Origin of the sequence: Xanthomonas sp. NCPPB 1128 (genome assembly GCF_001043115.1) — a bacterium.
GTDB lineage: Bacteria > Pseudomonadota > Gammaproteobacteria > Xanthomonadales > Xanthomonadaceae > Xanthomonas_A.
In genome coordinates, this window is record NZ_LFME01000012.1 from 19645 (window position 1) to 46000 (window position 26356).

Annotated in this window: 20 protein-coding genes and 1 riboswitch; of the genes, 7 read left to right on the top strand and 13 right to left on the bottom strand. The window is 69.6% G+C overall.

Features of this window, described 5'->3' with window-relative positions; translation table 11 throughout:
• Positions 1 to 29: 29 nt before the first annotated feature.
• A complete protein-coding gene (dusB, locus tag ACP93_RS09665) occupies positions 30 to 1028 on the top strand; it encodes a tRNA dihydrouridine synthase DusB (protein ID WP_048490485.1) in 999 nt (332 codons plus the stop codon).
• Positions 1029 to 1051: 23 nt separating this feature from the next.
• The gene (locus ACP93_RS09670; protein WP_048490486.1) at positions 1052 to 1879 is read left to right on the top strand and encodes a class I SAM-dependent methyltransferase; all 828 of its coding nucleotides are present in this window, start codon (positions 1052 to 1054) and stop codon (positions 1877 to 1879) included.
• A 7-nt stretch (positions 1880 to 1886) separates the two neighbouring features.
• Here ACP93_RS09670 and ACP93_RS09675 read toward each other — a convergent pair whose 3' ends face one another.
• The 3 genes from ACP93_RS09675 to ACP93_RS09685 form a co-directional block, all read right to left on the bottom strand.
• Positions 1887 to 2960, bottom strand: a complete 1074-nt coding sequence (locus ACP93_RS09675) for a metal-dependent hydrolase (RefSeq protein WP_048490487.1) — start codon at positions 2958 to 2960, stop codon at positions 1887 to 1889.
• A gap of 239 nt (positions 2961 to 3199) precedes the next feature.
• Positions 3200 to 4018 (bottom strand): UDP-2,3-diacylglucosamine diphosphatase, encoded by an 819-nt coding sequence (locus ACP93_RS09680; protein WP_048490488.1) that lies wholly within the window; start codon positions 4016 to 4018, stop codon positions 3200 to 3202.
• Entirely contained in the window at positions 4015 to 5730 is a 1716-nt protein-coding gene (locus ACP93_RS09685) for a bifunctional ornithine lipid synthase OlsF (RefSeq protein ID WP_204243665.1), read from the bottom strand. Before ACP93_RS09685 ends, ACP93_RS09680 begins: the two co-directional genes overlap by 4 nt.
• A 207-nt stretch (positions 5731 to 5937) precedes the next feature.
• On the opposite strand from ACP93_RS09685, the gene metK reads away from it, so the two are divergent.
• A complete protein-coding gene (gene metK / locus ACP93_RS09690; protein ID WP_010342184.1) occupies positions 5938 to 7149 on the top strand; it encodes a methionine adenosyltransferase in 1212 nt (403 codons plus the stop codon).
• Between the two features lie 376 nt (positions 7150 to 7525).
• On the opposite strand, the gene ACP93_RS09695 is transcribed toward metK, so the two are convergent.
• The 8 genes from ACP93_RS09695 to ACP93_RS09730 form a co-directional block, all read right to left on the bottom strand.
• Positions 7526 to 8743 carry a histidine-type phosphatase gene (locus tag ACP93_RS09695; RefSeq protein WP_082143415.1) on the bottom strand — a complete coding sequence of 406 codons (1218 nt, stop codon included), beginning with the start codon at positions 8741 to 8743 and terminating at the stop codon, positions 7526 to 7528.
• A 44-nt stretch (positions 8744 to 8787) separates the two neighbouring features.
• Positions 8788 to 9903 carry a Ca2+-dependent phosphoinositide-specific phospholipase C gene (locus tag ACP93_RS09700; protein WP_048490490.1) on the bottom strand — a complete coding sequence of 372 codons (1116 nt, stop codon included), beginning with the start codon at positions 9901 to 9903 and terminating at the stop codon, positions 8788 to 8790.
• 47 nt (positions 9904 to 9950) lie between these two features.
• Positions 9951 to 12665, bottom strand: coding sequence for a TonB-dependent receptor (locus ACP93_RS09705; RefSeq protein ID WP_053069722.1), 2715 nt, complete (start codon positions 12663 to 12665; stop codon positions 9951 to 9953).
• A 441-nt stretch (positions 12666 to 13106) separates the two neighbouring features.
• Positions 13107 to 15059 carry a lipase family alpha/beta hydrolase gene (locus tag ACP93_RS09710; RefSeq protein WP_048490491.1) on the bottom strand — a complete coding sequence of 651 codons (1953 nt, stop codon included), beginning with the start codon at positions 15057 to 15059 and terminating at the stop codon, positions 13107 to 13109.
• Positions 15056 to 16036 carry an Lnb N-terminal periplasmic domain-containing protein gene (locus ACP93_RS09715; protein ID WP_048490548.1) on the bottom strand — a complete coding sequence of 327 codons (981 nt, stop codon included), beginning with the start codon at positions 16034 to 16036 and terminating at the stop codon, positions 15056 to 15058. Before ACP93_RS09715 ends, ACP93_RS09710 begins: the two co-directional genes overlap by 4 nt.
• A gap of 59 nt (positions 16037 to 16095) precedes the next feature.
• Positions 16096 to 16671 carry a TetR/AcrR family transcriptional regulator gene (locus ACP93_RS09720; RefSeq protein WP_048490492.1) on the bottom strand — a complete coding sequence of 192 codons (576 nt, stop codon included), beginning with the start codon at positions 16669 to 16671 and terminating at the stop codon, positions 16096 to 16098.
• A gap of 82 nt (positions 16672 to 16753) precedes the next feature.
• Positions 16754 to 19468: a phosphoenolpyruvate carboxylase gene (gene ppc, locus ACP93_RS09725; protein ID WP_048490493.1), complete on the bottom strand. Its 2715-nt coding sequence runs from the start codon at positions 19466 to 19468 to the stop codon at positions 16754 to 16756.
• A gap of 160 nt (positions 19469 to 19628) precedes the next feature.
• Positions 19629 to 22169, bottom strand: coding sequence for a S9 family peptidase (locus ACP93_RS09730; RefSeq protein WP_048490494.1), 2541 nt, complete (start codon positions 22167 to 22169; stop codon positions 19629 to 19631).
• Positions 22170 to 22321: 152 nt separating this feature from the next.
• Positions 22322 to 22421: riboswitch (S-adenosyl-L-homocysteine riboswitch) on the top strand.
• Between the two features lie 33 nt (positions 22422 to 22454).
• On the opposite strand from ACP93_RS09730, the gene ahcY reads away from it, so the two are divergent.
• The 3 genes from ahcY to ACP93_RS21105 all read left to right on the top strand — a co-directional run bounded on the left by ahcY (position 22455) and on the right by ACP93_RS21105 (position 24742).
• The gene (gene ahcY, locus ACP93_RS09735) at positions 22455 to 23900 is read left to right on the top strand and encodes an adenosylhomocysteinase (protein WP_048490495.1); all 1446 of its coding nucleotides are present in this window, start codon (positions 22455 to 22457) and stop codon (positions 23898 to 23900) included.
• 256 nt (positions 23901 to 24156) lie between these two features.
• Positions 24157 to 24441, top strand: coding sequence for a CopG family ribbon-helix-helix protein (locus ACP93_RS09740; protein ID WP_048490496.1), 285 nt, complete (start codon positions 24157 to 24159; stop codon positions 24439 to 24441).
• Between the two features lies 1 nt (position 24442).
• Positions 24443 to 24742 carry a type II toxin-antitoxin system RelE/ParE family toxin gene (locus ACP93_RS21105; RefSeq protein WP_082143416.1) on the top strand — a complete coding sequence of 100 codons (300 nt, stop codon included), beginning with the start codon at positions 24443 to 24445 and terminating at the stop codon, positions 24740 to 24742.
• An 80-nt stretch (positions 24743 to 24822) separates the two neighbouring features.
• On the opposite strand, the gene ACP93_RS22125 is transcribed toward ACP93_RS21105, so the two are convergent.
• Positions 24823 to 24999 carry a hypothetical protein gene (locus ACP93_RS22125; protein ID WP_157862430.1) on the bottom strand — a complete coding sequence of 59 codons (177 nt, stop codon included), beginning with the start codon at positions 24997 to 24999 and terminating at the stop codon, positions 24823 to 24825.
• Between the two features lie 131 nt (positions 25000 to 25130).
• On the bottom strand, positions 25131 to 25892 hold the full coding sequence (locus ACP93_RS09750; protein WP_048490549.1) for a class I SAM-dependent DNA methyltransferase: 762 nt from the start codon (positions 25890 to 25892) through the stop codon (positions 25131 to 25133).
• Between the two features lie 206 nt (positions 25893 to 26098).
• Here ACP93_RS09750 and ACP93_RS22010 point away from each other — a divergent pair, with 206 nt between their 5' ends.
• A complete protein-coding gene (locus ACP93_RS22010; protein ID WP_157862431.1) occupies positions 26099 to 26257 on the top strand; it encodes a hypothetical protein in 159 nt (52 codons plus the stop codon).
• Positions 26258 to 26356: the final 99 nt, after the last annotated feature.

The window sequence follows — 26356 nt, forward strand, 5'->3', positions numbered from 1 at the left end:
CGGATACGCAGGCCCGCTACACTAGCGGCATGCGTATCGGCCCCTACACGATCGAACCGAAGGTGATCCTGGCACCGATGGCCGGGGTCACCGACAAGCCGTTCCGGCTGCTGTGCAAGCGCCTGGGCGCCGGCCTGGCGGTGTCGGAGATGACCATCTCCGATCCGCGCTTCTGGCAGACCCGCAAGTCGCTGCAGCGCATGGACCACGCCGGCGAGCCGGACCCGGTCAGCGTGCAGATCGCCGGCACCGAGCCGCAGCAACTGGCCGAGGCCGCGCGCTACAACGCCGACCACGGCGCGCAACTGATCGACATCAACATGGGCTGCCCGGCGAAGAAGGTGTGCAACGCCTGGGCCGGCTCGGCGCTGATGCGCGACGAGGCCCTGGTGGCGCGCATCCTCAGCGCGGTGGTGAAGGCCTCGCCGGTGCCGGTGACGCTGAAGATTCGCACCGGCTGGGACTGCGACCACCGCAACGGCCCGGTCATCGCGCGCATCGCCGAGGATTGCGGCATCGCCGCGCTGGCGGTGCACGGGCGTACCCGCGACCAGCATTACACCGGCCAGGCCGAGTACGCGACCATCGCCCAGATCAAGGCGATGCTGCGCATCCCGGTGATCGCCAACGGCGACATCGATTCGCCACAGAAGGCGGCGCAGGTGCTGGCCGCGACCGGCGCCGATGCGGTGATGGTCGGGCGCGCGGCGCAGGGCCGGCCGTGGATCTTCGGCGAGATCGCGCACTACCTGGCCACCGGCGAACTGCAGCCGGCGCCACCGCTGGCGTTCGTGCGCGACACCCTGCTCGGCCACCTGCAGGCCCTGCACGCTTTCTACGGCGAGGCGCAGGGCGTGCGCATCGCCCGCAAGCACCTGGGCTGGTACGCCAAGGACCGGCCCGAGAACGCCGCGTTCCGCGCCGTGGTCAACCGCGCCGAGAGCGCGCAGGCGCAGCTGGCGCTGACCGCCGACTACTTCGACGCGCTGATCGCCGGCGTGCCACCCACCTTGTCCGCTGCCGCCTGACATCCTCTCCCTGGAGCACCGCCATGGGTTCGTCTGCCGAGACTCCGACCTATCTGCACGGCTATTCCGACACCGAACAGGCCCGCCTGCTCAAACAGGCGCGGCTCCTCGAAGCCACCCTGTTCAACCAGATCGACTACACCGGCGCGCGGCGCCTGCTGGAAGTCGGCAGCGGCGTCGGCGCGCAGACCGAAGTGCTATTGCGGCGCTTCCCCGACCTGCACGTCACCGGCATCGACCTGAGCGAGGCACAGCTGCAGGCCGCGCGCGACAACCTGCAGCGCATGCCGTGGTGCCAGGACCGCTACACGCTGCAGCAGGCCGATGCCGGCGACCTGCCGTTCCAGCCGCGCAGCTTCGATGCGGCGTTCCTGTGCTGGGTGCTGGAGCACGTGCCGTCGCCGGCGCGCGTGCTCAGCGAAGTGCGGCGGGTGCTGGCGCCGGGGTCGCCGGTGTACGTGACCGAGGTGATGAACGCCTCGTTCCTGCTGCACCCGTATTCGCCGAACGTATGGCGCTACTGGATGGCGTTCAACGACTTCCAGTACGACCACGGCGGCGACCCGTTCGTCGGCGCCAAGCTCGGCAACCTGCTGCTGGCCGGCGGCTATCGCGACGTCAGCACCGAGATCAAGACCCTGCACCTGGACAACCGCGAGCCGGCGCGGCGCAAGACCATGATCGGGTTCTGGGAGGAACTGCTGCTGTCGGCGGCCGAACGGCTGCTGCAGGCCGGTGCGGTGGACGCGGACACCGTGGCCGGCATGCGCCGGGAAATGGCGCAGGTGCAGAGCGACCCGGACGCGGTGTTCTTCTATTCGTTCGTGCAGGCGCACGCCACCGTCTATTGAGCCGCGCTCACGGCGAGGCTGGCGACGCCTGCGCACCGACCGGCGCGGGCGACGCCGGTTCGGCCCAGATCCGCTGCCACATCCGCGCCAGCGCTGCGCGAATCTGCCCACGTGCCACCGGTGCCCGGTACGCGGCCTGCAGCTGTCGCGGCGCAATCGCCGTCCAGCCGTTGCCCTGCTGCCGTGCCACCGCGAAATTGAAGTTGTAGTCCGGCTCCAGGCCCATGCGCAGATCGCTGAGCACGAGTTCGCCGCCCTTGACCTGCGCGCGCATGAAGCCGCGGTTGAACCAGGTCAGCCGCTGCACTGCCGGCAGATCGCGCATCTGTGCCAGCGCCTGGGTATTGGAGGGATAGCCCTGGAAGCGCATCGGCCCTTGATCGGCGACCAGGGAGCGCTCGCCGATCACATAGCCGCTCGGGGTCATCGCCACCACCCGCCACAGCAGCGTGTTGAACGGCATCGGCACCGAGAAGCGCGGCGCCTGCGCCAGGCCCATCGCCGCCAGCGCGCGATCGGCCTCGCGGTCGACCAGGTGCTTGGCCAGCAGCGACCAGCCCAGGTAGGCGCTGCTCAGCAGCAACCCGGCCAGCAACGCCCGCTGCGCCACGCGCCGCGCGCGTGCCCACCAGGCGATGGCGCAGGCCAGCAGCAGCCACAGGGTGTAGGCCGGATCGATGATGAACACGCTCGACCACATCGTCGGCGGCGGCCGCAGCGGCCACCACAGCTGCGTGCCGTAGACGGTGAACGCATCCAGCAGCGGATGGGTGATCAGCGCCAGTTGGATCGCCCAGAACCAGCGCCTTGGCGCTTCGGCCACGCGCCCGTGGCCGAAGCGGCGGAACAGCCACCAGACCAACCAGCCGAGCAGCGGCAGCACGAACAACGAATGGCTGACGCTGCGATGCACCGTCATCAGCGTCACCGGGTCGCGAGTGAGCGGCAGCAGGATCAGCGAATCGAGATCCGGCACGGTGCCGAGCGCGGCACCGGCAAGCAGCGCCGCGCGCCGATGCGCGGCCGGCGCGATGGCCGCGGCGATGGCGCCGCCGAGTACGATCTGGGTGAGGGAATCCATCGGCCGATGCTAGCAGCGATGCAGCGATGGTTGGGTTGTGGCGATGCGAGCCATCGTCTTGCTGAGGGTCCGACTGCGCCGCAGGGTCTCCAGTCCAGCCAGGTCGTTGCAGCGCGGCGTCGACCACGACCCACCGTCGCACCGCATCGCTAGCCCCTGCTGTCGCGGCGGAAGCCGCTCCTACGCAGGCTCGCGTGCCGCTGCCGGGCGATGGCGACGTCCGCTGCGAGCGTCCGCGCTCAGGCCGCACGCGGCCAGGCGTTCTCCTGCACCAGCCGCAAGCGCGGCGGCAACTCGCGCAGCACCTCGCCGCGATGCGAGAGCAGACGTAGCGTGCCGTCGGCTTCTTCGGCAAGTGCGGTGAGATTCTCGACCCAGTCGCCGTCGTTGGCGTAGACCAGGCCGTCGCGCTCGAACAGCCCGGCGCGGTGCACGTGGCCGCAGATCACCCCGTCCAGGCCGCGGCGACGCGCATCGTCCAAACCCGCGGTCACGAAGCGCTCGATGTAACGCTCGGCCGCGCTGCTCTGCCGCTTCAGATAGTCGGCCAGCGACCAGTAGCGCATGCCCAGGCGGCGGCGCACGCGGTTGGTCAGCTGATTGCCGGTGAGGATGCGGTAGTACAGCCAGTCGCCGAACTTCTCCTGCAGGCCGCCGAACTGGGTCACGCTGTCGTAGTCGTCGCCGTGCACCACCAGCAGGCGGCGTCCGTCGGCGGTGGCGTGCACCGCGCGCCGGCGCACCTGCATCGCCGGAAGCGCCAGCCCGCAGAAGCGGCGGATCGGCCGATCGTGGTTGCCAGGCACGTAGATCAGTTCGGTGCCGCCGCGGGCCAGCGCGTGCAGCGCATCGACCACGCGCTGGTGCGCCGCGCCCCACACCGCGCGGCGCTGCGCCATCCACCAGAAGTCGACGATGTCGCCGACCAGGTACAACTGGTCGCAGCGCAGGCCGCCGAGGAAGTCGGCCAGTTCGCGTGCGTGGCAATGCGGTGCGCCCAGGTGCACGTCGGAGACGAACACCGCGCGGCGCGGCGACAGGCTGCTGACCGGATTCATGCCACCACCTCTGCTTCGTTGCGGGGACGTTCGAGGTAGCGCGCGCGCTTCTTGCTGCGGATGCGCTGCAGGTCCAGCTCGATCAGGCCGTCGACCGCGTCGTTGAACGCGGGGTCCACGCCGAAGGCGAGGAAGCGCGCGCCGCCGGGCTCGCACAGGTCGGTGTACTGCTTGTAGAGCATCGGCACCGCCGCGCCCAGCGCGTCGAGGTTGCCCTTGAGCACCTTGAAGGCGGTGTCGGCGTCCAGTTCGTCGAACGCCGGCGGCGCTTCCGGATACGGGAACGGCCGCGCCGACGCGGCTTCGCCGCTGGCGTCGCCGTAGTAGCGCGCGTAGTAGGCCACGATCTGCTCGCGCGCCTGCTGCGGCAGCGCGGCGCTGATCGACACCGCGCCGAACAGGTAGCGCACCTGCGGATGGTCTTGCAGATAGGCGCCGATGCCCTGCCACAGGTAGTCGATGCTGCGGCTACCCCAGTAGTCCGGCACCACGAAGCTGCGGCCCAGTTCCATGCCCGCGGCGATGCGCGGCAGCATGCCCTCGCCGTAGCGGAACAGTTCGGCGGTGTAGAAGCCGGCCAGGCCGCGCTCTGCCAGCACCGGTGCACCGCGGGCGACCCGGTAGGCGCCGACCACGCGCGTGGCGGCGCCGTCCCACAGCACGATGTGCTCGTACCAGGTGTCGTAGTCGTCCAGGTCCAGGCGCCGGCCGGTGCCCTCGCCCACCGCGCGGAAGGTCAGCTCGCGCAGGCGGCCGATCTCGCGCAGCAGCGCCGAGCCGGCGCGCAGCCGGCCGACGCGGATCTGCTTGCCGTCCAGGGTGTGGCCGAGGCTGCGCAGGCCGGCCACTTCCATGGCCAGTTGCGCCGGGTCCTCGGCGGCGACCAGCGCTTCCTCGCTCGGCGCGGCCTGCCCGCCGCTGCGGCCGAGCGCATACAGCTCGCTGCGCAGGCGCCGCATCAACTCGGCTTCGGGCAAGTCCTGCGGCAGCGCGCGGGCGCGGCCCAGGCTGAGCGCGATGCGGCGCTCGCGGCGGGCGAACATCTCCCGCGCCAGCAGCGCGGTGCCGGCCGGCTTGAACAGCGCCGAGGCGCCATAGAACAACGCCGAATTGCGCGCATGGATGCGCACCGGCAGCACCGGCGCGGCGGTGCGCAGGGCGAAGCGCAGGAAGCCGCGGCGCCAGCGCCCGTCGGCGACGCCGCCCCAGCCCAGCCGCGAGACTTCGCCCGCCGGGAACACGATCACACATTGCTCCTGCGCCAGCGCCTGCTCGATCGCCCGCACGCTGGCCGGCGACGGCGCGCCGCCGAGGATGCGCACCGGCAGCAGCAGGTCGCGCAGCCCTTCCAGCGCCCACAGGAAATCGTTGGCGACGATCTTCACGTCGCGCCGTACCTGGCCCACGCAATCCAGCAGCGCCAGGGCATCCAGCGCGCCGGAAGGATGGTTGGCGACGATCAGCAGGCGCCCGCGCGCCGGGATGCACTCGGCCGCGGTCGGTGCGACCACGTAGCGGGCCTGCAGGAAATCCAGTCCGGCCTGGACCAGGGCGAATCCGCGCAGGTCGCGGTTGGCCTCCAGGAACGCGTCCAGCGCGTCCAGTCCCGACCATTTCTGCAGGCCGCGCAGCAATGGCCGGACCAGCCGCGAGCGGCGTCCGGCAAACCAGTGCGGGTAGCGGTCCTGAAGACGGCGTTCGAGTGCGAGCACGGCAAGCCCCCTTGCTGACTGCGCACAGCTTCGGCCGCCGCGGCGACACCGATCTTGCAATCTGACTACGGCAAGGTGACGGGCACACCGCCGGCGCGGCAACCGGTTAACCTTGGGCAACGTCCGCCCCGGGCCGCATGCACGCCGCCCGGTGCCCGTGTATCATTCGCCTCCATCTTTTCATCCGAATACAAGGATATAGCCGCGATGTCCAGCTATCTCTTCACCTCCGAGTCGGTCTCCGAAGGCCACCCGGACAAGATCGCCGATCAAATCTCCGATGCGGTGCTCGACGCGATCCTGACCCAGGACAAGCGCGCGCGCGTGGCCTGCGAAACGCTGGTCAAGACCGGCGTGGCGATCGTCGCCGGCGAGATCACCACCAGCGCCTGGATCGATCTGGAAGCGCTGACCCGCAAGGTGATCCTGGACATCGGCTACAACAGCTCCGACGTCGGCTTCGACGGCGAGACCTGCGGCGTGCTCAACCTGATCGGCAAGCAGTCGCCGGACATCAACCAGGGCGTGGACCGCAAGAAGCCGGAAGAACAGGGCGCCGGCGACCAGGGCCTGATGTTCGGCTACGCCACCCGCGAGACCGACAGCTTCATGCCGGCCGCCATCCACCTGTCGCATCGCTTGGTCGAACAGCAGGCCAAGGTGCGCAAGAAGAAGAACTCGCCGCTGGCGTGGCTGCGCCCGGACGCCAAGAGCCAGGTCACCCTGCGCTACGAAGACGGCGTGGCGACCGCGATCGACGCGGTGGTGCTGTCCACCCAGCACGATCCGGACATCAAGCAGAAGCACCTGGTCGAAGCCGTGCGCGAGGAGATCCTCAAGCCGGTGCTGCCGGCCAAGTGGCTGCACAAGGGCACCAAGTTCCACATCAACCCGACCGGCAAGTTCGTGATCGGCGGGCCGGTGGGCGACTGCGGCCTGACCGGGCGCAAGATCATCGTCGACACCTACGGCGGCTGGGCGCGCCACGGCGGCGGCGCGTTCTCCGGCAAGGATCCGTCCAAGGTCGACCGTTCGGCCGCCTACGCCGCGCGCTACGTCGCCAAGAACGTGGTCGCCGCCGGTCTGGCCGACCGTTGCGAAGTGCAGGTCTCCTACGCCATCGGCGTGGCCGAGCCGACCTCGATCTCGGTCACCACCTTCGGCACCGGCAAGATCGCCGACGACAAGATCGAGAAGCTGATCCGCAAGCACTTCGACCTGCGTCCGTTCGGCATCATCCAGATGCTCGACCTGATCCACCCGATGTATCAGCAGACCGCCTCGTACGGCCATTTCGGCCGCACCCCGAAGGCCTTCACCTACACCGACGGCACCGGCGCCCAGCACCAGGCCACCGCGTTCTCGTGGGAGAAGACCGACCGCGCCGAGGCGCTGCGCGCGGATGCGAAGCTGAAGTAAGCCGGCCTGCCGCGCTTGCGACACGGAACGGGCCGCATCGCGGCCCGTTCTGCGTTTGGGGGATGGGTGATGGGTGGTGCTGAACCATCGACACAGACGCTGTCGCGGATGCGCCGTCTTAGGTCACCGCCTCCGTGACTGGGCGCCACGACGAACGCCTGTCGCGGCTGAAGCCGCTCCTACAGGATCAGCAGCGCATCGCGGTCGCCGCGAGCAAAGGACACGGCATCGCAATGCCGGGCACCCGTCATCCGTCCACGCTTCAGCACGCTGTCCGTCGTAGGAGCGGCTTTAGCCGCGACGGGCATTCCCGGGAAGGCCTGTCGCGGCTGAAGCCGCTCCTACGACAAGCAAAGCAAACGAGCGTCGAACCGGCTCAGCCGCGCCGTTGCAGCGCGGCCTGCAGCAGCGACTGGAACTGCGGCAGCGGGCACAGCCCGGTCGCGGCGTCCGTGCAGCCGGAAATCTGCAGGGTCTGCAGCAGCGGCGGATGGCGCAGGCTCAGCGGGGTCAGCGCGCGCAATTGGTCCAGCGACTGCGCCTGGTAGCGCACGCGCACATAGCGCTGGCCATTGCGCGGGTCGCGCAGCTGCTCCACCACCAGCGCGCCACCGGGGGGCGCGTCGTCGCGGCCGAAACCGGGCAGGTGGAAGTGCAGGTCGAGCAGCCCGCTGAGCGCGGCGATGTGGGTGTCGCTGGCGACCAGCACGCTCAGCCGCGGCGCATCCGCCGCGCCAAATGTGTCCAGCAGGCGGTGCGCCAGCGGCGCGCCCGCGCGCGCGGCCATGTACTGCGGCCGCGCATAGATCTCGAACAGCAAGGCGTGCAGTCGCGACACCGCGGCGATGCGCGCCGGCGTCGCACGCCCCCAGCCGACCTGGTCCAGCGGCATGCCCTCGGCGTATTGCAGGATGAAGACCTCCGCCGTGCCCGAGGTCAGGTCCAGCGGTCCGTGCAAGGCCAGGCTGCGCCCGTTCGCGCCCGGGGTCAGCGACGAGGGCATGTGCACGAAGTCGCAACGCTCCGCGCAGCCAAGGATCTCCTGCATGGTCCGCAGTTCGCGCGCATACGGCGCCAGCACCGCGCCCGGGCCGCCGGTCTGGCGCTGGATCGAGGCGACCGCCGCGGCGGCATCGAAGTCCACCGCACCGGCTTCCACCGGGCGGAACAGCGGGTCGTCGCTGCCCTCGGGCTGGTGGCCGGCCTGCAGATGGCAGCCGGGCGCCAGCGTGTCGGCGAGCAACTGCGCGCTGACGATGGTGCGCTGGTCGGTGTTGGCGTAGATGCTGACCGTGCCGTCGGCGGGGCAGCCCTGCGCCGGCAGCACGCCATCGCGCTGCAGCCATTGCCGCGTGTAGTCGCCGCTGCGCTCCACCGCGGTGCGGCCATGGGCGGTGAGCAGGCTCGGCGGCGTGTCCCACACCGGCCAGGGCTGCGGCGCCAAGGCGGCGGCGGCGGCCTCGCCCGGCAGTGGCGCGCGCACGCCGTGGCGGAACAGCATCCAGACCTTTTCCACCTGCAGCGCGGGCGCGGCCTTGGGGGCCGGCCGCGCCTGCGCGCCCAATGCGGCCACCAGCAGCACGGCCCACAGCATCCAACGCGTACCTGTTTTCATCATCGTCCCCAACATGGAAAGTCTCACGGTGCGGTCGTGCCGCACGCGGCCGTGACCGGGTCGCAGCGCAGGCCCGTGGCGATGCCGAGCCAGTAGCCCAGCCGCTGCGGATCCGGCGCGCCGGCGTAGTAATCGGTGCTGATCCATTGCGCGCCGGCCTCCAGTGCCGCCTGCGCGCGGCGGCGGTCATGCGCGCGCGCCTCGCGGCCGTCGGCGTCGGCACGGGTGCGCACCACGAACCCCTGCGCGACCAGCGCACGGATCCGCGACGCCTGCGCCAGCGGATCCTCGATCGACAGCACCGCCGCCTCCGGCTGGTCCGGCGCGTACCAGCCGAACATCATGCGGCCGCGCAGCGATGGATGTTCCTGCCGATACAGCGCCTCGTGCCGCGGATTGCCATCGAGCACGAACAGCAAGCGGCCACGCGCCTGCGCCACGCGCGGCCAGGCATGCGCCAGCACCGCATCGCGCAGACTCGGCGCATCGCCGCGCACGTCGTCGGGCACGATCAGGCGCGCGCGCCCGATCATCTCGACGATGTCGCGGTCCAGCGCGTCCAGATCGTGAGCATCGAAGGCGGAGCGGTGCGGCCACAGGCCCGGCACCGGATCGAAATCCACCGCATTGACCAGCACCACCAGCGGTGCATGCCGCGGATGCGCGCGCGACCAGGCGGCGAGGAGTGCCAGGCAGTCGCGGAAGCGCAGGCAGTGGCTGGCGTAGTCCAGGCCCGGCTGGTGCAGGACCTTGGCGCCCGGCGCGCGCATCCTGGCGCGGGTCGCCGCATCGGCACGCGCATACGGCGCGGCATACAGGCCGCCGTGCGGGTCGGCGGCCACGTCGAGTTCGAGTTGCCGCAGCCCCAGCGCGAGCTGGGCCTGCAGCGAAGGATGGCCATAGGCCAGTGCCGGCCATGCGGCGGCGTCGTGCGCCTGCAGGCGCTGCCGCACCTGCGCGGTCGGCACCGGTCGATAGCTGTTGTGCGAGCCGAGCAGTTGCACCTGGTCCAGGCGCAAGCCGTCGATCGGCACCGTCGCCGCTGCCGCTGCCGCGCTGGCCGCTCCCGGCAGGCCGATCAGCGCCAGCCAGACGCACAGCAGCGCGCGGCCGACAACGCCCCACCCGCCGCGCGGCACGAGGCCGTGCGGCGGGTGGCGACGTCCCGCGTGCGCAGGCGCCCGCTTCAGAACGTGTACTTCACGTTCAGCAGCGCGGTGCGCCCGGCATCGACGATGTCGGAGATCGCGGTGCTGTTGTGGCCCACGTGCGCCCAGTAGCTCAGGCGGTTGGTGAGGTTGGCCACCGACAGGTCGGCGCGCAGGTGCGCGTTGAAGGTGTAGCCCACGTGCAGGTCCACGCGCGTGATCGGCTTGACCCACAGGTCGTCCCAGGTGGCGCCGCGGTTGTAGTAGTCGTACACCGAGACGTACTCGCCGGAGTAGTGGTAGGCCAGGTTCACCGACAGCGGGCCCTTCTCGTAGAACAGCTCGGCGTTGGCCATCAGGTCGGGCGCGTTCTGGATGCGCTCGTCGTGGAAGCCGTCCATGCCCAGGTCGACGCGGGTGGTCTGGCGGGTGAGGTTGGCGCCGATGCCGAAGCCGTCCAGCGGTGCCGGCATACCCTGCAGGGTCTGCCGCACCGCGGCCTCGAAGCCGAGCACCTTGCCGTCGCCACCGTTCTGCGGACGCACGTAGCGCACGTTGCCGGTGCCGGCGCTGGTGCCGGCGTTGGCCGGATCCGAGCCGCTCTCGTAGATGTAGTCGGTCAGGCGCTTGTAGTAGCCGGCCAGCATCGCGTGGCCGCCGTGGCCGTTGTCCCACTCGCCGGACAGGTCCACGTTGAGCGACTTGATCGGCTTCAGGTCCGGGTTACCCTCGGTGATGACCGTGGTGCCGTCGCTGGAGACGTCGTAGTTGGCGCCGCCGCCGAGCTGCACCAGCGCCGGCCGGGTGTAGCTGGTCCACACCGACGCGCGGTACACCGCATTGCCGGCGCCCGGGCGGTAGTTCAGGAACACGCTCGGCAGCGGCACGTCGTAGCTGGTGCGGTTGCTGCTGAAGAAGCCGGGCAGCTCGTTGCCATTGGCGTCTTCGGGCATGGTCCAGAAGGTGTTGCGGATGCTGGTGTGCTCGAAGCGCACGCCCGGGATCACTTCCAGGTCGCCGGTGCGGAACGTGGCCATCGCATACGCCGAGGTCACCGCTTCGTCGCCGCGCATTGTCGCGCAGTTCTGGTTGTTGATCGCCAGGCTGCCGCAGGTGTCGAAGCTGGCCGCGGTCAGGTGCTGGGCGATCATCGCCTTCAGCCCGCCGTTGCTGAGCTTGACCGTCGGCCACGCGTACTTGCCGGGGTACACCGAGTCGTACTGGCCGACCACCAGGCCGGTGTCGCGCAGCAGGGTGCCGTCGGTGAACTTGCTGTTGGTCCAGTCGCGCGAGGTGAAGTCGCGGGAGCTGTCGACGTACTTCACGCCGAACTGGATGTTGCTCAGCGCGCCCTGGTCGAAGTCGTAGCGCACGTCGAACTTGGCGCCGCCCTTGGTCTGGCCGCTGTAGGACTTGGTCAACTGACCGTAGCGACGCGCATACAGGCTGCCGATGTCGCTGGCCTGGGCCTGGATCGCCGGGGTCAGCAGCGGCTTGGGGAAGCCGTCGCCGCCGTAGCCGGAGAAGGTGTTGGCGCCGCCGTAGGGGAACTGGGTGGAGGCGTACTGGTCCACGCGCGCGGAGATTTCCACGTGGTCCGGGCGATCGTTGTCGCCGTAGCTGTAGAACAGGTTCGGCGACAGCGTCCAGTTGCCCAGTTGCTTGTCGGCGCCGAACTGAAAGGTGGCCAGGTCCGCCACTTCCGGGTTGGTCTCGTACCAGTAGCGCACCGCCACGCGGTTGATCTGCGGCTGGTACGCCCCCGTGGTGCCGATCTGCACCAGGCTCACATTGGCCGGCACCAACTGGGTGTAGCCGGTGTTCTGCTCGATCTTGGCGTAGGCGTAGGTGGCGCGCGCATACAGCTGCAGGCTCGGGTCGACGTGCCAGTCGAAGGACACGTTGCCACCGTAGCGCTTGGTGTCGCCGGCGGAGTAGCCGATGTTGGCGCCGGTGGCCATCAACAGATCCTGCGGATCGTAGCCGGGCGTCGGCTGGCCGCTGGCGTCGGTGCGCGAGAAGTAGCGCTTGTTCCAGTCGCCGCGCGAGGCGGCAGCATTGGCCACTTCGCTGTTCACGTAGTGGCGCTCGTCGTAGTACGCGCTGGTGTAGACGCCGAACTGGTTGTCGCTGCCGAACTTGGCATGGAACTCGCCGGCTGCGCCCTTGCCCAGGCCATTGTCGCCGTAATCGCGCGCACGGCTTTCCATGCGGCCGCTGGCGGTGACGCTGCCGCCCATCGCCTCGCTGTAGTCGAAGCCGCTGGGGGTGCGGTAGTCGATGGTGCCGCCGATCGCGTCGCCGTCCATCGCCGCGGTGGAGGTCTTGTTCAACACGATGGTCTGCAGGCCCGACGGCGGCAGCAGGCTCAGCTGCACGCTGCGGCTGTAGGGCAGGCCCTGGGCGACGTTGACGCCGTTGATCAGGTTGACGTTGTACTCGGCGTTGAGGCCGCGCACCGAGGCGAACATGCCCTCGCCGCGCGCGGCGCCGTCGACGCCGCCGAAGTACGACTGCCCGGTGTTGACCACGTTCACGCCAGGCAGCAGGCCCAGCGCCTCGGCGATGTTGTGCACGGCGGTGTACTTCAGGTCCTCGGCCGACAGCACGTTGGCCGTGTTGGTCGCGGCCATCTGCATATCCGCGGCGTTGTAGCGGGTGACGGCGACGGTGATCTTGTCCAGGGTCTTGGCGCTGGCGTCGGACGCGGTGGTCTGCGTCTCCTGCGCATCCTGCGCCTGGGCCAAGGCCATCGGCGCGACACCGAGCAACGCTGCGGCGATCGCCAGTGACAGGCGTTTTTGAAGATGGATCGAGTGCGACATGAAGAATCCGAACGTAGGCGCGGCCAACGGAACGCCGCTGGCCGGGCATGGAGGGGAGAGAGGCCGTGATCGTGTTCACGGCGGCGCGCATTGTTGGCTGGCGCGGCTGCAATTTCATGACAACGATGTCACCAGCAACCATCGGGCGACGATTCGGCGCCTTTCCTGCGCAATTCGGCACAACGGGACCATTCGCCCTGCCGTCTTGCGGCAGCGGCGCCGATGACAGCGCGACACCTTGGCCGCTTCCGTCGACGCGGCGGTCAACGCTCCCGCACGCGGTGCCTCGGACCCTGGTCGCACGAGGCGACGACGCAACCCAGCCGGCGCTCCACAACGAACGTGCACAACTACCCGTCTCGGGCCTCGTCAGTGCGGTGGCGCGGCGGCGTCCACCTGCAATTGCGCATGCAGGATGCGGCGGATCTCCAGGATCGCCTGCGGCGTCTCCTGCACGCTGTGGCCGGAGGTGATCACCAGTTCGGAGACCGCGCCCGGCAGATGCGCGCTGCGGTATGGCACCAGCCCGTCGTCGGAATCGGCCAGCGGCACCGCCGGATCGCGGCGGGCGATGATGGTGTGGTAGCGCACTGCCGACGAAATCGGCAGATCCGCCGCCGCGCGCACGAACGGATCCGTGTCGCGCAGGTTGTCGATGCTGTTGGGCACGCGCACCGGCGCGCCATCGGGGCCGTCGATCCCCTGCAGCAGGGTGTTCAAGCGATCGAGCAGCGTCACCGGCAGGCGCAGCAGGCGCCCGGCCAGGCGCCCGAGGCGCCCTTCGGCGAAGGTGGTGCCGCGCTGCGGGGCGGCGATGAAGATGGCGCGGTCCACCTCCGGCAGCGGCGCGAAGCGCAGCAGCGGCTGCAACTGCGCCAACGCCTGCGGGTCCAGTTGGCGCCGGTCGCCGCGGGCGCCGATCAGGTCGTTCCACAGCGTGTCGCCGGCGTCGCTGATCAACAGGCGCCCGATCACCCCACCCATGCTGTGGCCGATCAGCACCATGTGCTGCGATGCCGGCGCCTGCCCATGCGGATCGAAATGGCGCAGGGTCTGCTGCAGCAGCGTCTGGATCTGCGCGCGGTTCCAGGCGATCGGCATGTTGGTCGGGTAGTAGACCTGCCAGATCTGGTAGTGGCGGCGCAGTTGTTCGTCGCCCAGCAACTCGTTGGCGACGTTGACCCAGGCCTCCGGACTGCTGGCCAGGCCGTGCAGCATCAGGATGATGCGCCGGTCCGGATCGTACGGCTGCATCAGGTACAGATGCGGCTGGTCGATGCCATCCTCGCGGCCGAGCATGGAGCGCAGCGATTGCCGCGCGAAGCCGGCACGGGCCAGCCACAGGCCGTAGGCCGCGGTGAAGTTTGCCGCCAGCGGAAGGCGCTGGCCGTGCACCTCGACCTCGCCGTCGCGATACGGATCGTAGGGCGCGACCACCACGCTGCGGGTGTCCAGCACCTGCGCCAGGCTGTCGCCGTCGAAGCGCAGCAGCACCGTGGTCGGCGCATACGGCATCTCGCTGAATGCCGGCGCGTGCGGGTCCGGCGCGGTCTTGGCGGCGATGGCCGCGGTCGGGTCGCCGACCTCGGCCGGCGCGATCTCCGCGACCAGCTCGGCGCCGAAACCGTCGCGCCGGTAGGTGCTGCGCAGGCCATCGAAGCGCAGCGTCGACGCCGGCAGCATCGCGTCCGGCCGCGCCACCCCGCCGGGCAGGCGGAAGCTGCCCATGTCCGCGTGCACCTGCCAGCCGGCCGTGCGCAGCATGTCGTCGTCGTGCAGTTCGCCACTCTCGCTGCCGGCACGCCAGCGCAGGAACAGTTCGCCGACCACCTGCTGCACCGCGTAGTTGTAGTAGTCGCGCACCTGCGTCTGCCGGTCCTCGAAGGCGCGCGCGCTGGCCGGGCGCTGGGTGTAGAACAGGTAGGCATAGGCGTAACGCGCTGCCTCCAGCCAGGCCTGCAGCGTCGCGTCGTCCAACGCCCTCGCCTGCCGCGGCGTGCGCGCATTGGCCGCATGCACCCACAGCTCCGACAGGGTCGCCAGCCGCCGCTCCTGGTCCAACCCCTGCAGTGCGCGCAATTGCGTGGCGCAGGCCGTGATGTCCGCCTCGCAGGCCTTGGGATCGAGCGCGAGCACGCGCAGCGTCTCCAGGCTGGCGTCGCTGAGCTTGCCGGTGCTGAGCACGTCGCCACGCTGGGTGGCGATGTAGTCGGCAGCGCTGCGCGACTGCACACTGACCATGGCGCAGCCGCTGCCGAGCAGCAGCCCGGCAGCCAGCAGCGCGGCGCCCGCGCACCGCGCAAGACGCAAGTACCGGGTCATGGCGCGACGGCGGGATCGTCGCCGGGAATGCCGGCGCGGATGCGCGTGGAGAAGTCGTCGCCAACGCCAGCCGCGCGCGCGCGTTCGCCGATGCGGCCGCGCGTGCGCAGCGTGGCCAGGCTGTAGCCGGGCACGAAGCCGTGCTGCGCGTAGACGTAGGACGGCAGATAGCCGGACAGCAGCAGGCGAACATCGAGCGGCAGCGCCGGATCCAGCTTGCGCGCCAGCTCGAACACGATGGTGGTGCAGTTGCTGGTGGCGGTGTTGTAGAACCGCGGCGTCCGCTGCAGTTGCTGCGCCCGCGCCACGTAGCCCAGGAACAGTTGGCGCAGTTGCGCGCGCGACAGGTTGAGCCAGTACAGGTACACGTCCTCGCCGCGCGCGTTGCTGCGCACCGCCAGGATGTCGCGCTCGTCGGCGGCCACCATCACCTGCTCGAAATTGCGGAAGAACCCGGCCAGCGCCGAGAACGCCTCGTCGCGTTCCTTGCGGATCTCCAGCGAGAACACCACGCGGCGGCCGTCGTCGAAACCGAACGAGACCAGGGTGTGGGCGATCGCCGGCCCCATCCAGTACGACAGCGCCAGGTCCGCCGAGGCCAGCCGCTCCAGGTCGTAGCGGCGCGTCTTCCAGCGCGGGGTGTAGTCGTGGTCGCTGCGCCAGGCGAAATTGCGCACGTTGTGCAAGGTCACCACGTGCCCGTGCACCTGCGGCTGCAGCAGTTGCGCGACATCGTCGGCCCAGTCGCGGTTCTGCTGCGGCTGCAGCGCCGACCAGCCCACCGCCATGCCCGCACAGCCGACCGCGAACAGCACCGGCAGCACGCGGTACTCGCGCGGATGGCGAAGGCCCCACAACGCGGCGACGCCCAGCCCGGCCCACAGCAGCGCCGAGCCGTAGCGCACCACGGCGCCGGTATGCGGCAGATAGCTCAGGAACAGCGCGCCCCACAGGCTGGCGACCAGCACCGCCAGCATCGCCACGGCGCGCGCCAGCCGCCACGGCCAAGTGCGTCGGCGTGCAGCGCTGTCGGCGCTCACAACGCCGCCGCCGCCGCGGGCGTTGCCAGGGCGTGGCACAGCAGGCGGCACCCGCGCTGCGCCAGCGCCTTGCGTTCGGTCTCGTCGCTGCCGCGCTGGCAGGCGCCGAGCATGTCCATCGCCAGGGCCAGGTCCTGCTCGCTCAGGTCCGCACGGCACAGGCCGGCGGTGATCGCGCGCTGCAGGAACGGCAGCAGGATCGCCATCGCCCGCGTATGCGCTGCGTCCATCATCGGATGCTCGCGCGGCATCGACCGCCAATAGTCGGCCAGCGGCGCTGACATCGCGATGTGTTCGGCGACGTCGTACATCAGCAGGAACAACCCGTCCGGCCGCGTGCCGATCTCGCGCGCGCAGCCTTCCAGGCCGTCCAGGCCACGTTCCAGCAGGGCGGCCATCAATTCGGTGCGATCGGCGAAATGGCGGTACAGGGTGGCGCGGCCGAGTCCGGCGCGCTCCACCACCAGTTCCAGCGGCGCCAGCACGCCATGCGCGCAGAACACCTCGTCGGCGGCGTCCAGCAACAGGCGGCGGCGTTGGGCAGTATCGGCTCGCATTTCCATGTGCGGCATTATCGGACAATTTTGTCCGCCCGCAAGCGGATCACGGTCGGCCGCCGCCAATCATCGCCGACGGCGCCCTGAAAGGCCGGCCTCAGCCGGTGTTCTGCACGCCCTGGGCGACGCCGTTGACGCAGGCCACCAGCGCCCGCAGCAATTCCTCGTCCTCGCCGTCGGTGGCGCGCCAGCGCTGCAGCAGATCCACCTGCAGCACGCTGATCGGGTCGATGTAGGGATTGCGCAGGCGGATCGACAAGGCCAGGCGCGGATCGTGCTGCAGCAGCGAGGCCTGCCCGGTCAGCGCCTTCACCCAGCCCTTGGTCAGCGCCAGCTCGTCGCGGATGCGCGGGAAGAAGCGCTCGTGCAGCGGCCCGGACAGGCGCGAGAACATCTCGGCGATGTTGAGGTCGCCCTTGGACAGCACCATGGCGATGTCGTCGAGGAAGGTGCGGAAGAACGGCCAGTCGGCCGCCATCGCGCGCAGCGCGTCCTCGTGGCCGGCGTCCACTGCCGCCTGCAGGCCGCTGCCCACGCCGTACCAGCCCGGGATCACCGCGCGCGCCTGGCTCCAGGCGAACACCCAGGGAATCGCGCGCAGGTTGGACAGCGCCGCATCCTGGCCGAGCCGCCGCGACGGCCGCGAGCCCAGGGTCATGCGTTCGATCACGTCGATCGGCGTGGCCAGGCGGAAATAGCGCATGAACTCGGCATCGCCGACGAAGCCGCGGTACGCCTGGCTGCTGTGCTCGGCGACCAGGTCCATCACCGGCCGCCAGCCGGCCTCGCGCGCGTCGGCCGCACGCGGGCGCAGGCTCGACAGCAACACCGCGCCGGTCATCTGTTCCAGCGAGCGCAGCGCCAGCGCGCGGATGCCGTACTTGCGGTGGATCACCTCGCCTTGCTCGGTCACCCGCAGGCGCCCGTCGACGCTGCCGCGCGGCGCCGCCTCCAGCGCGCGCGTGGTCTTGCCGCCGCCGCGCACGATCGAACCGCCGCGGCCGTGGAAGAAGGTCAGGCGGATGCCCAATTCGGCCGCTGCGTCCAGCAACTCCACCTGCGCGCGCTGCAGGCCCCAGCGCGAGGCGGCGATGCCGCCGTCCTTGCCGCTGTCGGAATAGCCGAGCATCACCATCTGCACGTCGTCGCGCGCGGCCAGGTGGCGACGGTAGACCGGATCGGCCAGCAGGTCGCGCAGGGTTGCGGTGCCACCGCGCAGGTCGTCCACGGTCTCGAACAACGGCACGATGTCCAGCGGCACCGCGCCGTCGACATCGACCAGGCCGCCGCGGCGCGCCAGCGCCAGCACGGTCAGCACGTCGGCGCGGTCGTGCGCCATCGAGATGATGTAGCTGCCCAGCGCGTCGGCGCCGTGCCGCGCGCGCGCATCGGCGAGCGCCGCAAACACTGCGTCCAGCCGCGCATTGCCTTCGTCGTCGGCCGCCGGCAGGGTCTGTTCGCCACCGGCGTAGGGACCGAGCAGGCGCGCACGCTCCTCCACTGCGCGCGCGTCCCAGTCCTGCGTGTCCAGCGCGGCGGCGCCCGCGCGCGCGTGCACGCTGGACTCCTGGCGCACGTCCAGCCGCGCCAGGTGGAAACCGAAGCTGCGCACCCGCCACAGCAGGCGCCGCACCGCGAACCAGCCGGCGTGCAGGCCCTTGTTGGCCTGCAGGCTGTCCAGGATCAACTGCAGATCGCTTTCCAGCTCGACCGGCGCGGCATAGGCACCCGGCGCATCGTCCAGGGTCGCCTGCAGCCGCGCACGCATCAAATCGTTGAGCAGGCGGTAGGGCATGTCGCCGTGGCGCGGCCGCGAGCGCGCCGCGGCCTCCGGCAGCAGTTGCCGGTAACGCTCCAGTTGCTCCAACAGGGGTGCGCTGACCGCGACCAGGGTGGTCGACTGGCTGAGCAAGCTGGCGAGCTGCCACAGTTCCTTCAGATAGCGCTCCAGCACCGCACGCCGCTGCGCATCGAGGGTGGCGGTGATGGTGGCGGCATCGACGTTGGGGTTGCCGTCCATGTCGCCGCCGACCCAGGTACCGAAGCGCAACAGCCGCGGCAGGGTCAGCGCCTGGCCGTAGGTCTGCTCGATGGCGTGTTCCAGGGTCTCGTACATCACCGGGATCACTCGGTACAGCACCTGGGTCAGGTAGAAGCCGACGTGCTCGCGCTCGTCCTCCACGGTGGGGCGCACCGGCGAAGAATCGGCGGTCTGCCACGAGGCGGTCAGCGCCATGCGGAAGCGCGCCGCGTCGGTGGCGCGCTCGCCCGGGGTGCGCAGGCCGTCGAGGTTGTCGACCAGGCTGGCCACCATCAACTGTTCCTTCTCCAGCAGCGCACGCCGCACCGCCTCGGTCGGGTGCGCGGTGAACACCGGCTCGACGTCGATGCGCGGCAGCCAGTCGCGCAGTTCCTCGATGCCGACACCCTGCGCCTTGAGCCGGCGCAAGGCATCGAGCAGGCCGTCCGGCTGCGGCGTGTCGGCGCTGCTGCGCTGGTAGTCGCGCCGACGGCGGATGCGGTGCACGCGCTCGGCGATGTTGACCACCTGGAAATAGGTGCTGAAGGCGCGCACCAGCGCTTCGGCGTCGCGCGGCGCGCGGCCGGCGAGCTGCTCGCTCAGCGAGGACCGCGGCGCGGCGCGCTCGCGGCGTGCGATCGCGGTGGTGCGGATGCGTTCGATCTCGTCGAGGAACTGCGCCGAGACCTGTTCGGCGAGCAGGTCGCCCACCAGAGCGCCGAGGCGGCGCACGTCATCGCGCAAGGGAAGGTCGGGGGTGGCGAAGACGATGCTGCTGCGGGACTCGTTCATCGGGAAACGCATGGCTCGGCAGTGGGGGCGCCGCAAGCCTAACCGAAAAGGGATCGCGTTCCCGTCGGCCACGCGACGGTTTCAAAGCGAACCATTTGCACTGCACAGCAGCGCCCTGCGCCACGGCGGCACGCATGTGCGGCCGTGGCGCAGGCGCGGCTCAGCGCGGCGTGGCGCCTGCCGCAGCCGGCGCGGACGTCGGCGTGGGCGCAGGTCCCAGATAGGTGCGCAACCAGCGCTCGCTCTCGGCCAGCATCTGCAGCACGGACTCGCGCGCGCGGTAGGCATGCGCCTCGTTGGGCAGCATCACCAGCCGCGCGGTGCCGCCGTTACCCTTGATAGCCGCGTACATGCGCTCGCTCTGGATCGGGAAGGTGCCGGAGTTGTTGTCCTCGGCCCCGTGGATCAGCAGAAGCGGATCCTTGATCCGGTCAGCGTAGTTGAACGGCGACATCGCCTGGTACACCGGCTGCGCTTGCCAGTAGGTGCGCTCCTCGGACTGGAAGCCGAACGGGGTCAGCGAGCGGTTGTAGGCGCCGCTGCGGGCGATACCAGCCTTGAACAGGCGCGTGTGCGCGAGCAGGTTGGCGGTCATGAAGGCGCCGTAGGAATGCCCGCCGATGGCGATACGGTTGCGATCGGCGACGCCGCGCCGCACCACCTCGTCCACCGCCGCCTGCGCATCGGCGACCAGTTGCTCGACGTAGGTATCGTTGGGTTCGCGCGCGCCCTCGCCGACGATCGGCATCGACGGATCGTTGAGCACCGCATAGCCCAGCGCCAGCAACGCCTGCGGTCCCCAGTAACCGATCGCATTGAACCGGTACGGCGAATCGGTGACCTGGCTGGCGGCGTCGGCGGATTTGAACTCGCCCGGGTAGGCCCACATCAGCATCGGCAGCGGGCCGTCGCGCTTGGCATCGTAGCCCGGCGGCAGCAGCAGGGTCGCGGTCAGCTCCACGCCATCCTTGCGCCGGTAGCGGATCTGTTCCTTGTGCACGTCGCGCAACTGCGGCGTGGGATGGGTGAAGTGGGTCAGTGCCACCGGCTCCGCGTTCGCACCATCGAGCCGATAGAAATTGCGTGGCTCCTGCGGCGTCTCGCGGGTGATCAGCAGGCGCTGGCCGCTGCCGTCGAGCAAGGCCTGCGGCACCGCGTAATACGGCGCCTGCGACTGGAACAGGCGCTTGCTCTGCCGCGTGTCCAGATCGTAGCGGTCCAGGAACGGCCGATCGCCCTGCGGCGAGGCGCCTTCGCCACGCAGGAACAGGCTGTGACCGTCGGCGGCGATCAGCAGGCGCGGGTTGCCGGCCGCATCACGCTCCGTCACCGGTGTCCCCGGATCGGCGTAGCGGTCTTCCTGCGAACGCTGCACCAGCAGCTGCGGTGCCTGTGTGGGCTGGTCCGGCGCCACGCGCCACTGCTTGGTCTGGCGCGTCTTCCACCAGAACTCGTCGATCAGCGCCAGGTCGCCGCGACCCCAGAAAATGCCGGCATAACGCGACTGCAAGCCCGCCAGCGTCGCCGGTGGTGCCTTGAACGGCGCCGCCTGCATCAGCACCGCATCGCGCACCGTCGCCTCGCGCGCCGGGTCGCCGCCGTCCTGGGCCTCGGCCCAGACCAGGGTGGCCGGCGCGTCGCTGCGCCAGTCGATGTCGCGCACGCCGGTACGCACCGCATCGTTGCCGGTCGGCAGGCCTTCCACCAGCGGCAGCTGCGCCACCGTGTGCACCGGCTTGCCGGCGCGGTCGAGCACCTCGATGGTGCGCGGGAAGCCGCTGGCCGGCACAAGGTAGGAGAACGGCCGCTGCAGGCGCTGCGCCAGCAGATAACGGCCGGCCGGCGACGGCGCCAGCGACAGGTACAGGTCCGTCGAGGCGATGCGCTGCTGGCGCCCGTCCACATCGACCAGCGCCGGCTGCGCGCGCAGTTGATAGTCGAACTGGCGCGCGTCGGCCTCGTTCTTCAGCAAATCCTGGTAGGTGCGCAAGGCGGTGGCGCCGCCACCGGCAGTCTGCTGCACCGCCGGCCCGGTCGGCACGGCGTCGGCGGGCGACGCGGCGCCTTGTTCCTGCGGCTGCAACAACACCAGCAACTGGCGGCTGTCGGGCATCCACGCATAGCCCTCGCCGGACACCGTGTTGAGCCGCTCGGCGACCCGCCGCGCACGCAGCGCGGCGATGTCCACCACCCACAGCTCGTTGGCGCCGCTGCGTGCATCGACCCGGTTGAAGGCCAGATGCCGTTGGTCCGGCGCCCAGGCCATGCTGGCGATTGACAGCGGCGACGGCAGGCCCTCGATGCGCACCTCGCTGCCATCGGCGATGCGCAGCAGCCACAGCTTGTCGCCGAAGGCGAAACGGCTCTGCGAGCGGGTGCGCGGATGGATGCGCAACCCGGCGAGCTTGAGTTCCGGCTGCGCGACCTGGGCGATGCCGGGCAGCGCAGGCAACTGCAGCATCGCCGCCAGATCGCGCCGCGGGCTCAGCGACAGCTGCGGCGGCCGCGGCGCATCGACGATGGCCTGCAGCGGCGTCGACGGCAGTTGATAGCCGCTGTCGGCCGGATCGGCGGTGGCCACCGCCGCGGGTGCCGGCGCCGCGTTGGCGGCGGCGCTGCCGGCCGCGGCCAGGGCCGCGCACAGCAGGCTGCAAACCGGCCTGGCGACGCGGCGGCGGCCGCGCACTGTGATCTGGTTCATCTCTCCCCTCTCCTTCGCATCGATCGAACCGACGACGGTAGCAGGGCCGGCGTCACCCGCCCCCTGTCGATGGTTGGGCTCGGGCGTGTCATCCGCGCCCTGACGCCGTGTTCAAGCGCCACACGCGGCAGCCGCTATAATTGGTTACCCCTTGCGCCGAGGGGCGCTGCGACCGGATCGAGACCGGATTCCCCGTCTCCAGACCCGGCCAGGCTCGGCGCGAGGCTTGAGCGACAACGGCGCCCGGACTTCGCGAGTTTCTCGCCATTGACCGGAGCTTTATCGATGAACGCTGCACTCAAGCGCTTTTCCACCGAGGGCGACTACAAGGTCGCCGACATTTCCCTGGCCGATTGGGGCCGCAAGGAACTGGACATCGCCGAGCATGAAATGCCGGGCCTGATGTCGATTCGCCGCCAGTACGCCACCGCCAAGCCGCTGGCCGGCGTGCGCGTCACCGGCTCGCTGCACATGACCATCCAGACCGCGGTGCTGATCGAGACGCTGAAGGACATCGGTGCCGACGTGCGCTGGGCCTCGTGCAACATCTTCTCCACCCAGGACCACGCCGCCGCGGCGATCGCCGCCACCGGCACCCCCGTGTTCGCCTGGAAGGGCGAGACCCTGGAGGAATACTGGGACTGCACCCTCGACGCGCTGACCTTCACCCTGCCCGACGGCACCCAGACCGGCCCGGAGCTGGTGGTGGACGACGGCGGCGACGTGACCCTGCTGATCCACAAGGGCTACGAGCTGGAGAACGGCTCCAAGTGGGTCGACGAAGCCGCCTCCTCGCACGAGGAGCAGGTGATCAAGAACCTGCTCAAGCGCGTGGCGGTGGAGCGCCCGGGCTACTGGACCCGCGTGGTCAAGGACTGGAAGGGCGTCTCCGAAGAGACCACCACCGGCGTGCACCGCCTGTACCAGCTCGCCGAGGCCGGCACCCTGCTGATCCCGGCGATCAACGTCAACGACTCGGTGACCAAGAGCAAGTTCGACAACCTGTACGGCTGCCGCGAGTCGCTGGCCGACGGCCTCAAGCGCGCGATGGACGTGATGCTGGCCGGCAAGGTCGCGGTGGTGTGCGGCTACGGCGACGTCGGCAAGGGCTCGGCGCACAGCCTGCGCGCCTACGGCGCCCGCGTCATCGTCACCGAGATCGACCCGATCTGCGCACTGCAGGCGGCGATGGAAGGCTTCGAGGTCAACACCGTCGAGGACACCCTCGGCCAGGCCGACATCTACGTCACCACCACCGGCAACAAGGACATCATCCGCATCGAGCACCTGACGCAGATGAAGGACCAGGCCATCGTCTGCAACATCGGCCACTTCGACAACGAGATCCAGGTCGAGGCGCTGTACAAGCTGCCGGGCGTGCAGAAGATCAACATCAAGCCGCAGGTGGACAAGTTCGTGCTGCCCAACGGCAATGCGATCTTCCTGCTGGCCGAAGGCCGCCTGGTCAACCTGGGCTGCGCCACCGGCCACCCCAGCTTCGTGATGTCCAACAGCTTCGCCAACCAGACCCTGGCGCAGATCGACCTGTGGCAGAACAAGGACAGCTACGAGAAGCAGGTGTACCGCCTGCCGAAGAAGCTGGACGAGGAAGTGGCGCGCCTGCACCTGGAGAAGATCGGCGTGAAGCTGACCAAGCTCACCGACGCACAGGCCGCCTACCTGGGCGTGCCGGTCGACGGCCCGTTCAAGCCGGAGCATTACCGCTACTGAGGCAGTGGCAGGACATCGCCATGCAGACAGGAACGGGCGCCGCGAGGCGCCCGTTTTTCGTGCGATCGGCGCTGCGAGCGTGTGGAGACAGGAGGCTGAAAATTCGTACGGAGCGAAAACCGCAGACATCGCCACCTTGCGCGGCCCCTGCTCCAAGCGGCCTTTTCAGGCCAGTTGGCCGACACGGCTGTCCAGCCAGGCCGCCTGCACCACACCTGCGCTACATTGATTTCACACCAATCGCCTGGAGCTCCCCATGAGCACCACCACCATCCGCCTGCCGGACGCGCTCAAGGCCCGCGTCGCCAAGGCCGCGGAAGCGGCCGGCACCACGTCGCACAACTTCATCCTGGAAGCCATCGCCGAGAAGGCAGAGCTCGCCGAGCGGCGCGTCGACTTCCATGCAGAGGCCGAGCGCCGTTGGGGCGAATTCCTCAAGACCGGCGAGAGCATTCCCTGGGACGAGATGCGTCGTTATCTGATGGAACGCATCGAGGGCAAGGACACTTCCCCTCCCGTCCCCCGCAAGTTCGCGAAATAGCATGGCGCACGTTGAGTTCCTGCCATCTGTCAACGAGGACCTACGGCGCAGCATCGGCCATCTGGAACAACACGAAGCCGAGCATATCCAAGAGCGTCCGAGCGAGATCGTCAGCGCATCGAACGTGCTGACGGACAATCCGCTGATCGGCCGGCTGACGCGCCATGATGTGCGTGAACTGGTCATTGGCCAAGGCGCTCACGGATATATTGCCCTCTACCGATACGTGGTTGCGCTGGATACCGTCTTTGTCCTGGCGATCCGCGCGCAACGCGAGGCAGGCTATGCACGTGATGCATGACATCAAGGCCGACGCGCCAACCTGATCGATGCGATGCTGACAGGGACATGGGCGCGCGAAGGTCCACCCCGACTGATTTGCTACAACTGCTCCCCTCGCGCCTGCTGGCGCGGCATTTCGCTGCCGTAAGATGACATGCTGAGTGACTCCCGCAGCAAACCGGCGATCGCGAAGCCAAGCGCACCGTGCTTGGTCGTAGCACGAGCGTCGACCAGACCAAGCACGATGCGGCGCGGCTGCAGGCGCGGTTCGCCCATGATGCCAACGGTATCGACCGGTATCGCATCGGCATGGACACGCAGGCGCCAAAGGTGACATGGCCCCACTGCAGATTCCGCAACGCACACACCGGACATCGCCATCTGGTGCCTGAGACGGCGCTAGTCTTTCAGATCCTGCGCTCGCCAGCCGGCGCATACACCGAGATCTGGATCCGGCTGCGCGCGTGATATGGCGTGCGCGCCCAGTCGCTCCAGCGCGCATCGAGGCGCAGGCCGGCGATCTGCGCCATCAGGTCCAGTTCGGATGGCCACACATAGCGGCGACGCTCGCTGAAGATGCGCGTGCCCGATTCGCCCAGCACCACCACGCGCTGGTCGATGCGCTGTTGCAGCGGATCGGGCTGCGAGCACACCAGCATCACCGCCGCGCCGTCGCCATCGGCGTCCGGCACATCCAGCACCTGGCTGACCTTGCCGCCACCGTCGAACACCTCTGCGCCCGGCACCGCGGTCTGGATCAGCAAACGCCCGTCCGGCGCCAGGCAGCGCGCCGCGTTGACCATGCAACGCAACTGCTCGGCCTGGGTCAGCAGATAGCCGAATGCCGCCACCGCATAGATCAGGCCGAACGGCCCGGACACCGGCATGTCGGCGAAATCGGCGCAGACCAGGTGCAGGCGTTCGCTGCCGGGTTTGGCACGCAAGGCCTCGAGCATCGCCGGCGCGTTGTCGATGCCGGTGACCGGCACATCGCAGTGCGCGAGCGGCAAGCCGAGACGGCCGGTGCCGATGCCCAGTTCCAGCGCCGCGCGGCCCGCGGCCAACTCGGCGAGGACGCCGACGCACTGCTGGGTAACGGCGTCGGGCCAGCGATCGTAGAAACGGTCGTAGATCGCGGCCAGGCGATCGTACTCGTGGGTCACGGGCATCCGCAGCCACTCGTTGCCGAAGTGGCGCGACCATAGCACGCAGCGATGGCGACGCAATGGCCATACGTGCAGTACGACACCCTCCATGGCAGGCGCGGCGATGCGCTGCGATCGCATGCGACACACGCCACGAAACTGCAGATGACACGCACATTGCAGTTGGCCGCGCTTCAGTCTTTCGCTTGCGCCGCCGCATTCAAGCGAGGATGCTTTTTCCCGCGCCTGCCGCGCTGAGGCAGGCGCGACAATCGCAACAGATCCCCCGCTCAATCAGGAGTATCGCCATGAAACGCCTTTTTGATTCGCTGTCGCGCTGGGTGCAGAGCCTCGGCGGCCGCAAGCTCGGCTACATCTACACCTACTGACCTTCCCGCCACCGTCGTGTGGCGTGCCTGTGCGAGAGGGGGCGATCGCCCCCCTCTCGCGGCGCTTTCCTTCGCGCGGCCACGCGCTCCGTTCGCCAT

Bases quoted from the DNA above. Each gene is read 5' to 3' on its own strand.
- ahcY (WP_048490495.1), top strand. From the start codon at position 22,455: ATGAACGCTGCACTCAAGCGCTTTTCCACCGAGGGCGACTACAAGGTC.
- ACP93_RS09715 (WP_048490548.1), bottom strand. From the start codon at position 16,036: ATGCTGGCGGTGCTGGTCGCCAGCCTGTGGGGCGCGCTGTTCCTGAGC.
- ppc (WP_048490493.1), bottom strand. From the start codon at position 19,468: ATGAACGAGTCCCGCAGCAGCATCGTCTTCGCCACCCCCGACCTTCCC.
- ACP93_RS09730 (WP_048490494.1), bottom strand. From the start codon at position 22,169: ATGAACCAGATCACAGTGCGCGGCCGCCGCCGCGTCGCCAGGCCGGTT.
- ACP93_RS22125 (WP_157862430.1), bottom strand. From the start codon at position 24,999: ATGGGCGAACCGCGCCTGCAGCCGCGCCGCATCGTGCTTGGTCTGGTC.
- ACP93_RS21105 (WP_082143416.1), top strand. From the start codon at position 24,443: ATGGCGCACGTTGAGTTCCTGCCATCTGTCAACGAGGACCTACGGCGC.
- ACP93_RS09675 (WP_048490487.1), bottom strand. From the start codon at position 2,960: ATGGATTCCCTCACCCAGATCGTACTCGGCGGCGCCATCGCCGCGGCC.
- dusB (WP_048490485.1), top strand. From the start codon at position 30: ATGCGTATCGGCCCCTACACGATCGAACCGAAGGTGATCCTGGCACCG.
- ACP93_RS09670 (WP_048490486.1), top strand. From the start codon at position 1,052: ATGGGTTCGTCTGCCGAGACTCCGACCTATCTGCACGGCTATTCCGAC.
- ACP93_RS09720 (WP_048490492.1), bottom strand. From the start codon at position 16,671: ATGCCGCACATGGAAATGCGAGCCGATACTGCCCAACGCCGCCGCCTG.
- ACP93_RS09710 (WP_048490491.1), bottom strand. From the start codon at position 15,059: ATGACCCGGTACTTGCGTCTTGCGCGGTGCGCGGGCGCCGCGCTGCTG.
- ACP93_RS09695 (WP_082143415.1), bottom strand. From the start codon at position 8,743: ATGCTGTGGGCCGTGCTGCTGGTGGCCGCATTGGGCGCGCAGGCGCGG.
- metK (WP_010342184.1), top strand. From the start codon at position 5,938: ATGTCCAGCTATCTCTTCACCTCCGAGTCGGTCTCCGAAGGCCACCCG.
- ACP93_RS09680 (WP_048490488.1), bottom strand. From the start codon at position 4,018: ATGAATCCGGTCAGCAGCCTGTCGCCGCGCCGCGCGGTGTTCGTCTCC.
- ACP93_RS09750 (WP_048490549.1), bottom strand. From the start codon at position 25,892: ATGCCCGTGACCCACGAGTACGATCGCCTGGCCGCGATCTACGACCGT.
- ACP93_RS09740 (WP_048490496.1), top strand. From the start codon at position 24,157: ATGAGCACCACCACCATCCGCCTGCCGGACGCGCTCAAGGCCCGCGTC.
- ACP93_RS22010 (WP_157862431.1), top strand. From the start codon at position 26,099: ATGCTTTTTCCCGCGCCTGCCGCGCTGAGGCAGGCGCGACAATCGCAA.
- ACP93_RS09705 (WP_053069722.1), bottom strand. From the start codon at position 12,665: ATGGCCTTGGCCCAGGCGCAGGATGCGCAGGAGACGCAGACCACCGCG.